This is a genomic window from Sphingomonas hankookensis (assembly GCF_028551275.1).
In the GTDB taxonomy this organism is placed as follows: Bacteria; Pseudomonadota; Alphaproteobacteria; order Sphingomonadales; family Sphingomonadaceae; genus Sphingomonas; species Sphingomonas hankookensis_A.
This window is the reverse complement of sequence record NZ_CP117025.1, coordinates 1,280,927-1,290,273: the sequence shown is the minus strand read 5'-3', so window position 1 is coordinate 1,290,273 and position 9,347 is coordinate 1,280,927. Positions and strand designations below refer to the sequence as shown.

6 protein-coding genes are annotated in these 9,347 nt (G+C 68.6%); 4 read left to right on the top strand and 2 right to left on the bottom strand.

Going from position 1 to position 9,347, the window contains the following annotated elements; genetic code table 11:
- The first annotated feature begins 47 nt into the window (after positions 1-47).
- Together PPZ50_RS06140 and PPZ50_RS06135 are read left to right on the top strand one after the other, a co-directional pair.
- Positions 48-2,168, top strand: a complete 2,121-nt coding sequence (locus tag PPZ50_RS06140; protein WP_066693612.1) for a hypothetical protein — start codon at positions 48-50, stop codon at positions 2,166-2,168.
- Positions 2,165-4,066 (top strand): alpha-L-fucosidase, encoded by a 1,902-nt coding sequence (locus PPZ50_RS06135; protein ID WP_272815744.1) that lies wholly within the window; start codon positions 2,165-2,167, stop codon positions 4,064-4,066. Before PPZ50_RS06140 ends, PPZ50_RS06135 begins: the two co-directional genes overlap by 4 nt.
- A gap of 181 nt (positions 4,067-4,247) precedes the next feature.
- Here the strand turns inward: PPZ50_RS06135 and galA are convergent, their stop codons facing one another.
- Together galA and PPZ50_RS06125 are read right to left on the bottom strand one after the other, a co-directional pair.
- Entirely contained in the window at positions 4,248-7,145 is a 2,898-nt protein-coding gene (gene galA / locus PPZ50_RS06130) for a beta-galactosidase GalA (protein WP_336314565.1), read from the bottom strand.
- A gap of 24 nt (positions 7,146-7,169) precedes the next feature.
- On the bottom strand, positions 7,170-7,913 hold the full coding sequence (locus PPZ50_RS06125) for a copper homeostasis protein CutC (RefSeq protein WP_066693618.1): 744 nt from the start codon (positions 7,911-7,913) through the stop codon (positions 7,170-7,172).
- 380 nt (positions 7,914-8,293) lie between these two features.
- Here PPZ50_RS06125 and rplJ point away from each other — a divergent pair, with 380 nt between their 5' ends.
- Together rplJ and rplL are read left to right on the top strand one after the other, a co-directional pair.
- Entirely contained in the window at positions 8,294-8,809 is a 516-nt protein-coding gene (gene rplJ, locus PPZ50_RS06120; RefSeq protein WP_066693622.1) for a 50S ribosomal protein L10, read from the top strand.
- A gap of 49 nt (positions 8,810-8,858) precedes the next feature.
- A complete protein-coding gene (gene rplL / locus PPZ50_RS06115) occupies positions 8,859-9,239 on the top strand; it encodes a 50S ribosomal protein L7/L12 (RefSeq protein ID WP_066693624.1) in 381 nt (126 codons plus the stop codon).
- Positions 9,240-9,347: the final 108 nt, after the last annotated feature.

The following is a 9,347-nucleotide window of genomic DNA, read 5'->3' as shown; positions in this document are numbered from 1 at the left end:
ACGGCTGTGAGTCCCACCCTGGATCCCCGCCTTCGCGGGGATACGGAGTGTGCTGGGAAAAGACGGTCACCATCCGCTTCGCCCCGGCCCGCCTCGCCCCCGAAGCCTTCACCATCACCACCAGCCGCGACGCGATCACCATCCGCGCCGCCACCACCCGCGCGCGCCTCTACGCCGCCGGCTACCTCCTGCGCCACCTCGATCATCTCACCCTCACCGCGCCACCCTACGTCACCGAAGCCCCGGCGATGGCGATCCGCGGCACCCAGATCGGTTACCGCGCCAAGAACAACAGCTACGATGCCTGGGACGTCCCCATGCTGACCCGCCGGATCGAGGATTTCGCGCTGCTCGGCGGCAACCGCATCCAGTTCGTCGCGCCGGTATCCGACGACGCCGCGACCTCGCCGCTTTCCCCGCTGCCGGCCACCGAAACGCTGATCGCGGTCGCGAGCGCCACCCGCCGCCTCGGCCTCGACGTCGCGCTCTTCTACCCGCTGCTGCGCGATTACGGCAAACCGGGCAGCGCCGATGCGGAGGTCGCCGACTTCACCGCGCTGGCCGCCAAGCTCCCCGCGCTCGACGCGCTCTACATCCCCGGCGGCGATCCCGGCCATACCGCGCCCGACCGGCTGTTCCCACTCGCGCAGCGCATCGCCACCGCCCTCCGCCAGCGTTTCGCGAAAGCCGAAGTCCTGCTGTCGACCCAGGGGTTCGACGCCGCCGGGCTCGACGCCTTCCACGCACAACTCGCCAAAAACCCGCGCTGGCTCAGCGCCATCTTCGTCGGCCCGCAGACCCGCGACGGGATCGAGGCGCATCGCGCGCGCATCGCCGGGCGATACCCGATCGAAACCTATCCCGACACCGCGCACACCATGCACGCGCAATTCCCGATTCCCGACTGGCATCCGGCCTTCGCGCTCACGCAAGGGCGCGAGCCCGTAAACCCGCGCCCTGCCGCCACGACCCGCATCTTCGCCTATCTCGCGCCGGCCACGCGCGGCTTCGTAACCTATAGCGAAGGGGTCAATGACGACTGGAACGTGACCCAGTGGTTCCGCCTCGGCTGGCATCCCGCCACGCCAGCATCCGACATCGCCGCCGACTACGCGCGGATGTTCATCGGCGACATGGCCTTCGTCGCCGTGCCGGAGGCGCTGGAGGGCAATTGGCGCGGCGACCCGTCGGCCAATGCCGGGATCGACGCCACCGCGCGGCTGGTCGCCGACCTGCGCCCCGCCCCCTGGGCCGACTGGCGCATCGATCTCTACCGCTACCGCGCCACCTATGACGCGCTGGTCCGCCACCGGCTGATCGCCGCCAAGGCCAATGAAAGCGAAGCACGCTGGACGCTGCGACAGGCCCCGGCGATCGGTGCAGAGGCCACCGTCGCCGCCGCGCGCTTCGCCTATGCCCGGCCCGAACCGGCGATCGTCGCCCCGCTGCGTGCCGACCTGACCGCCATCGCCGACCGGCTCTGGACGCGCGCCCGCATGCAGCTGTCGGTCCCGCGCTATGGGGCCTCCCATTGGGAACGCGGCGCCAATCTCGACCGTGCCGACATCCAGCTCAACGATCGCACCGTGGTAGAGGCGGAGATGGCCGAGGCACTCACCCGTCCCGACGCCGCCGCCCGCCTCTACGCGATCGGCGACCCCTGGCGCACCCGCGACATGGCGCTGTACGACGATCTCGGCGATCCGACCGCCGAACCGCATCTGGTGCGCGGCCCCGGCTTCGATGCCGACCCGCAATCGATGGAAAGTGCCATCGACGGCGTCGCCGACCATATCCCCGACCAGGGCTGGCGCATGGCGGATTTGAGCTATGCGGAGGGGCTGTACGAAACCCCGGTGCGGCTGCGCTATACCGGGCTGGAGCGGGGTCGCCGCTACCGTCTGATCGCGCGCTGGGCGGGCGAGGATTATGCCCTGCCGATGCGCCTGACCGGCGGCGGCGTCGAACTCCACGGCTTTCGCGCACGACAGGGCGACCGCGAGACCGTCGAAACCGCCATCCCGCCATCGCTCACCGCCGATGGCGCGCTGACCCTCGAATGGCACCGCCCGCCGGGCATCGGCGGCGGCGGGCGCGGTCATCAGATCGCGCAGACCTGGCTGATCCCCGAACCTTTCGCACCCACCGATCCCGGAGCAGAGCAATGAAGTTTTCCCGCCGCACCCTGATGGGCAGCAGCCTGATCGCCGGGGGGACCGCCTGCACCCGCTACAACAGCATCGTGCCGGTGCCGCCCGAGACGCCGGCCCCCTGGGGTGCCACGCCGTCGCCGCGCCAGCTGAAATGGCACGACCATCGCCAGTACGGCTTCGTCCATTTCTCGATCAACACCTTCACCGACAAGGAATGGGGTTACGGCGACGAAGACCCGAAGCTGTTCAACCCGACCGATTTCGACCCCGACCAGATCGTGGCGGCGGCCAAGGCGGGCGCGCTGACCGGGCTGATCCTGACCGCCAAGCATCATGACGGCTTCTGCCTGTGGCCGACGATGTTGACCGAACACTGCATCCGCAATTCCCCCTATAAACAGGGGAAAGGCGACATCGTCGGCGAGCTGGAGGCGGCGTGCCGGCGCGGCGGGATCAACTTCGGCGTGTATCTGTCACCCTGGGACCGCAACCGCGCGGACTATGGCACGCCCAGCTACATCACCTATTACCGCGCGCAGCTGACCGAATTGTGCACCCGCTATGGCAAGCTGTTCGAAGTGTGGTTCGACGGCGCGAACGGCGGCGACGGCTATTATGGCGGCGCGCGCGAGACGCGGAAAATCGATGCGGTTCAATACTATAACTGGCCGTCGATCGTGAAGCTGGTCCACGACCTGCAACCCGATGCCTGCACCTTCGATCCCTTGGGCGCCGACATCCGCTGGGTCGGCAACGAAGACGGCCACGCCGCCGACCCCTGCTGGCCGACCATGCCCAACGAACCCTATGATCAGGCAAAGGGCAACACCGGCGTGCGCGGCGCCGAACTCTGGTGGCCGGCGGAGACCAACGTCTCGATCCGGCCGGGCTGGTTCTACCATGCCGATGAGGACGCAAAGGTAAAATTACCCAGCAAAATCATGGAGATGTACGATCAATCGGTCGGCCATGGCACCACCTTCCACCTGAACCTCCCCCCCGACCGCCGCGGCCGCATCCATGACCGCGACGTCGCCAGCCTGACCGCCTTCGGCAACGCGTTGCGCGCAACCTTCGCCAACAATCGGGCCGATGGCGCGGTCGCGACCGCCAGCGCCGACCTGCCCGGCAATTCCGCCCGCAACGTCAATGACGGCCGGCTCGACACCTTCTGGCTCGCCCCGCCCGAGGCAAAAAACGCCAGCATTATCCTCGACCTACCACCCGGCCGCAGCTTCGACACGGTGCGGTTGCAGGAATGGCTCCCGCTCGGCCTGCGCGTCACCCGCTTCGCCATCGACGTGTCGGACGGCGGCGATAGCTGGACCACGGTGGCGGAGAAGGACATGGTCGGACCGCAGCGCCTCGTCCGCCTGCCCGCCCCGATCACCCCGCGCCGCGTGCGATTCCGCACCGTCGCCGCCGAAGCCGGTCCTGCACTCCGCGAATTCGCGCTGTTCCGCTCGGTCGCGCCGGTCGACCTGCCGCCGCTGAAGGTCACCGACGCCAGCATCGTCGACCGCGCCGGCTGGAAGGTCACCGCCGCCAGCGCGCCCGGCGGTGAAGCCATCCTCGACGACAGCCCACGCACCGCCTGGACCAGCCCCGCGCCCGCATCGCTGACGATCGACATGGGCCGCAGCGAAACGCTGGCCGGCTTCACCCTGACGCCGACCCGCCATGTCGATCCGAACGCTGCGCCACCGATGAAATATCGCGTCGAAACCAGCGTCGACGGCAGGACGTGGACGCCGGGCGGCGAAGGCGAGTTCCAGAACATCAATTACGCGCGGGCGACCCAGCGGCTGCCGTTCACGACAGCACGACCGGCCCGCTACCTGCGCTTCGCCTTCCCCCAGCCGGCGGTGCCCGCCCCGGCGATCGCGGTCGCGGAGATTGGGGCGTTCCGGTAAGGTAGGCTCTGCCCTTTCCCCGCCCCCATCCCCCCGTTTGCTTCGAGCGCAGGTTCGAGCCTGTCGAGAACTGAAGTCGAGAAGGGCTGCCCCAAACGGGGAGTTCTCGACGGACGCTTCTCGACAAGCTCGAAGCTGCTCGAACCGAACGGGGGGAGGGGATAACTGGAGGTAGGGCGCCCTACCCCTTCGGCACCAGCCGCACCGCCCCGGTAATCCCAGACCGCGCACCCGGCACCGCCTCGATCAGCACCGCCACCCCCTTCGCTCCGGCCGGCACCGGCACCACCAGCGCACCGGCCGCCGGGTCGGTCTTCGCCCCGACCTGCCGCCCGTCGACATAGACGCTCGCCCGCCCCTCGACCTGCGCGAAGCTCAGCGTCCCGCCCTGCGCCATCACCCGCCGCCGCTCGGGCAACACCGCGCGGTACAAACGGAACGACGGCCCGCTCTCCGGCGCAGCAGGCGTGCCGCTGCGGGTGAAGTCCCAGCTGTTATTGTCGTTCACCGGCGGGGTCATGCCCGGATCGGGCGCGGTCGCGAACGACTTCGACCGTCGCCAGCCGAGGATGAACGCACCCGGCGGCGTCACCTCGACCTGCGCCCGCGGGGTCGCGGCCACCCGGTCGATCACCAGCCGCGCCGGCCGCAGCCCGTCGGCGGTGGCGACGATTGTCCCCCGCCCACGCCCCTCGCCCGCCTGCACCAGCATCTGCGCCAGGCCGTTGAACAGCGAGCGTTCGGGCGCCTTCTCACTCTCATGGCTGTTCGGATCGCCGTTGCCGACGCCGATCAGCGTTGCGCCATCGATCGTAAAGCGTGTCATCCGGTTTTCGGTCGGGACATGCCGCCCCTTGGCGTCGACCGCATCGATCGTGACCGGCACGACGTCCTCGTTATCGCCCAGCATCTGCCGCCGCGCCGGCGTCAGCCGCAGCGCGACCGCCGCCCCCGCCGTCTCATGCACCGCCCGCGCGACCTCGCGCCCGCCCTTCAGCGCCACCGCCTCCAGCGTCCCCGGCACATAGGGCACGGTGAAGGCATTCCCCATGATCCGGTCGACCGCCTGCTCGCCGATCATCCGCCCGTTCAGCACCACCCGCACCCGCTCGGCATTGCTGGTGACGAGCAGCTCGACCGGCTGCCCCTCCTTGCCCGGCCAGGTCCAGTGCGGCGCGATGCCGACCACCGGCTGGTCGTCGATCCAGTGGGCGCGATGAATGTCGTACGCGGTCTTGGGGAAGCCGCACAGGTCGAGGATGCCGAAGAAGCTGGCGATGGTCGGCCAGGTGAACGGCGTCGGCTCACCATGATAGTCGAACCCGGTCCACACGAACCCGCCGGCGATGAAGCGGCGCTTGGCCATCTCCGCCCAGGCCTGGCGATGCGTCGCCCCCCATGGCGCCGCCTCGGTATCCATCGACGACATGACATGGGCGGCCCTGTCGGTCGCATAGGCGCCGCGCGTCATGAACGCGCTGGTGTCTTCCGACGACGTGCTGGGCTTGGCGGGGTTCAGCGCGTGGAACTTGTCGTAATCGCCCTGATAGTAATTGAACCCCATCACATCGACGACGCTCGACACGTTCTGGGGATCGTAGAAGCTGCCGTTCATCGCCGCCGTCACCGGGCGGCTGTCGTCGAGCGCATGGACGCGCGCCGCCATCCGCCGCACCATCTCGACGCCCGCTTCGGTGCCCTGCATCGGTTCCTCGTTGAACACCGACCACAGGATGATGCTGGGGTGATTGCGATGCGCCCTCACCAGCCATTCCAGCTGCGCCATATTCTCAGGAGCGGGGTTGAAGATGCGATTTTCGTCCATCACGACGAACCCCATCCGATCACACAGCTGATAGAAGGCGTCGGCCTGCGCATTGTGCGAACAGCGGATGGCGTTGACGCCGGTATCCTTCATCCGTTGCAACCGCCATGCGAGCAGCGCGTCGGGCACCGCGACGCCGACGCCGGCATGATCCTGATGCAGGCATACGCCCTTCAGCTTCACCGGCTGCTCGTTCAGGAAGAAGCCGGCCTGCGCATCGAAGCGGATCGTGCGGAAACCGATCGCGATGCGCCGTTCGTCGCCGCCGCCCGGCGCGTCGGTGGTGACGCGGACGGTGTAGAGCGTGGGGCGCTCGATCGACCAGCGCTGCGGGTTGTCGACCGGCAGCGACAGGCTGACCTCCACCCCGCCCAGCGGTTGCAACTGCGCCTGTCCGCGCGCGCTGGCGACGACCTTGCCCGTGGGGTCGAGCAGGTCGACCATGATGGTCGCGGTCGCAGGCGCACGCGCGATACTCTCCAGCGCGACCGACACCGGCACCGTCCAACGCCCGTCGCTGCCGAGGCGCGGGTCGCAATGCACGCCATCCGTCGCGATCGATACCGGCGACCGCTTCGCGAGCCAGACATGGCGGTACAGGCCAGCACCTTCATACCACCAACCCTCCATCGCCGTGGCATCGACCCGGATGGCGATGACGTTCAGTTCGTCCCCGAACCGCGCGAACGGCGTCAGGTCGATGGTGATCGCGTTGTAGCCGGAGAAGTTGCGCGCGACGACGCTGCCGTTGATCCAGATCGTCGCGGCGGTCGCGATCGCCCCGAAATGGAGTTCGAGCTTCCTGCCCCGGTCTTCCGGCTCCAGCCGCAGCGTGCGCCGATACCAGCCGATCCCGCGCGGGCGATACCCCTGCGCGACATTCGCCGTCTCGACAAAGCCCTGCGCCGATGCCCAGTCGTGCGGCACGCTGACCTGTGCCCAGTCGGTATCGTCATAATCCATCGCCGCCGCGCCGCGCGCATTGCCGGCCTTGGCATTGGTATAGGTCTCGTCATGCGTCTGCGGCGCGGGCGGCACGATATCGCCTTCGTGGAACAACCAGCCGTGCGACAGCAGGGTGCGCGACGGGTCCTCGGCCGGCAACCGTTCGGGCAGGCCCGGGCGCGGCGACAGACCGTGCAGCAGTCCGCTCGGCTCCGCATCGCGCCGCGCCGCCCGTGCCGACAGCGGCAGCCCGGCCGTCGCGAGCGTCCCCGCAGTTCCCGCCAGCAGCGTCCGGCGATCGATCGGCACGAAGTTCATTCTTTCCCTCCCCCGTCAGGCGTCGATCGCCGCGCGCAGCGCACGCACGATCGCTTCATCGGTCCGCGCCAGTCCCGGCCCGGCAAAGCCCAGCGCCTGCACGCGCGGATCGTCCTGCACGACCGGGGCGCTGGCGGAGGCATGGACCTCCTCCGCCCCGGTTGCAGCCAGAAGCGTCGCAACATTGTCGGGCCGGACGCCCGATCCCGGCATCACCGCAATCCGTCCCGCCGCCTGCTCGCGCATCGCCCGGATCATCCCTGCGCCATCGATGGCGCGGACTGCGCCACCGGAAGTCAGGATACGCTGAAATCCCAATGTAATGGCCTGTTCGACCGCCGCGACCGGATCGGCGAGCAGATCGACCGCACGGTGCAGGGTCAGGTCGATATCGGCGCGCACCGCCCGCATCGCGTTGATCCACGATGTCAGCGCGTCGCGATCGAGGCTACCGTGGCGTGCGGCACCGAATACCAGCCCGTCGACGCCCGCGAGGATCAGCGCCTTCCCCTCGGAAATGGCGGTCGAGAGCTCCCGCGCGTCATAGGCGAAGTCCCCCGCGCGCGGCCGGACCATCGCATGTACCCGCACGCCGGCCGCTCCGGCCAGATGCAGGACCTCCGCCACCAGCCCTGCCGAAGGCGTCAGTCCCCCGACCGACAACGCCCCGCATAGTTCGATCCGGTCCGCCCCGCCCGCGATCGCGGCACCGCACCCCGCGACGCTGTCGATGCAGATTTCCAGTGTCGTACGCGGCATGGCCCCTCCAGAATTATCTGACTAATGAAGCGAGATGCGGCGGGGTCAAGCCGCTTCGCACGCTTGACTTGGTCGGTCGCCACGCGTAAGCGCGCGGCCAGCCGTCGCATGGGGATTCGTCCTGTGTGCGACGTCCGTCCGAGACAGCAGGTGCGGGTTCCCCGCTTAATGTCCTGCCGAGACGGGGAATGTGTTATTCCGCCTGTTCGTGCCGAGGCACGACGGGCCGGCCATGAAGGGTTACCTCGCATCGGCGCGGGCTCCGCATGGCGACCATGCCCCTCACGGACTTTCGCCCCGGTCGTCGCAACCCGCGACGGGCGGATTGTTCGCGGGCGTTTCCGGTTCTGCCGGGTGACGCCCCAGTAAAGGAGAACGGCATGGATCGCACTCAGAAGAGTGAAGCCGTCGCCGAGCTGAACCGCACCTTCAACGAGGTCGGCGTGGTGGTCGTCACCCGCAACCTCGGCATGACCGTCGCCCAGTCGACGGCCCTGCGCAACAAGATGCGCGAAGCCGGCGCGAGCTACAAGGTCTCGAAGAACCGTCTTGCCCGGATCGCAGCGGAAGGCACGCCGTACGCGGTGTTGTCGGACCTGCTGACCGGCCCGACGGCGCTGGCGACGTCGACCGATCCCGTCGCTGCGGCGCGGATCATCAACGACTTCGCCAAGACGAACGACAAGCTCGAGATCGTCGGCGGCGCCATGGGCGGCCAGATCCTCGACGCGGACGGCGTGAAGGCCCTGGCCTCGCTGCCCTCGCTCGACGAACTGCGCGCCAAGCTGGTCGGCCTCATCGTTGCCCCGGCAACGAAGCTGGCGACCATCACGCAGGCACCCGCGGCCCAGATCGCGCGCGTGCTGTCGGCATATGCGGAGAAGGAAGCCGCCTGATCGGGCGCTTCTGCACCAACACAACCCTATCTGATTTACGGAGAATATCATGGCTGACCTGAACGCGATCGTCGAACAGCTGAGCGAGCTGACCGTCCTCGAAGCGGCTGAACTGTCGAAGCTGCTCGAAGAAAAGTGGGGCGTTTCGGCCGCTGCTGCCGTTGCCGCCGCTCCGGCCGCCGGTGGCGCCGCCGGTGGCGCGCCTGCCGCTGAAGAAAAGACCGAGTTCGACGTGATCCTCACCGGCGACGGTGGCAAGAAGATCAACGTCATCAAGGAAGTCCGCGCCATCACCGGTCTCGGCCTGACCGAAGCCAAGGCGCTGGTCGAAGGCGCTCCGAAGGCCGTCAAGGAAGGCGTGTCGAAGGACGAAGCCGACAAGATCAAGGCGCAGCTCGAAGGCGCCGGCGCGACCGTCGAAGTCAAGTAAGCCGCAGTGGGAGAGGCGGAGAGGCGGAGCAGCGCTGCTGCCCCGCACTCCCACAAGGCCGGCCGGCGGGCCGAACGGCCCGACCGACGGGATGGAATTCACTTCCAT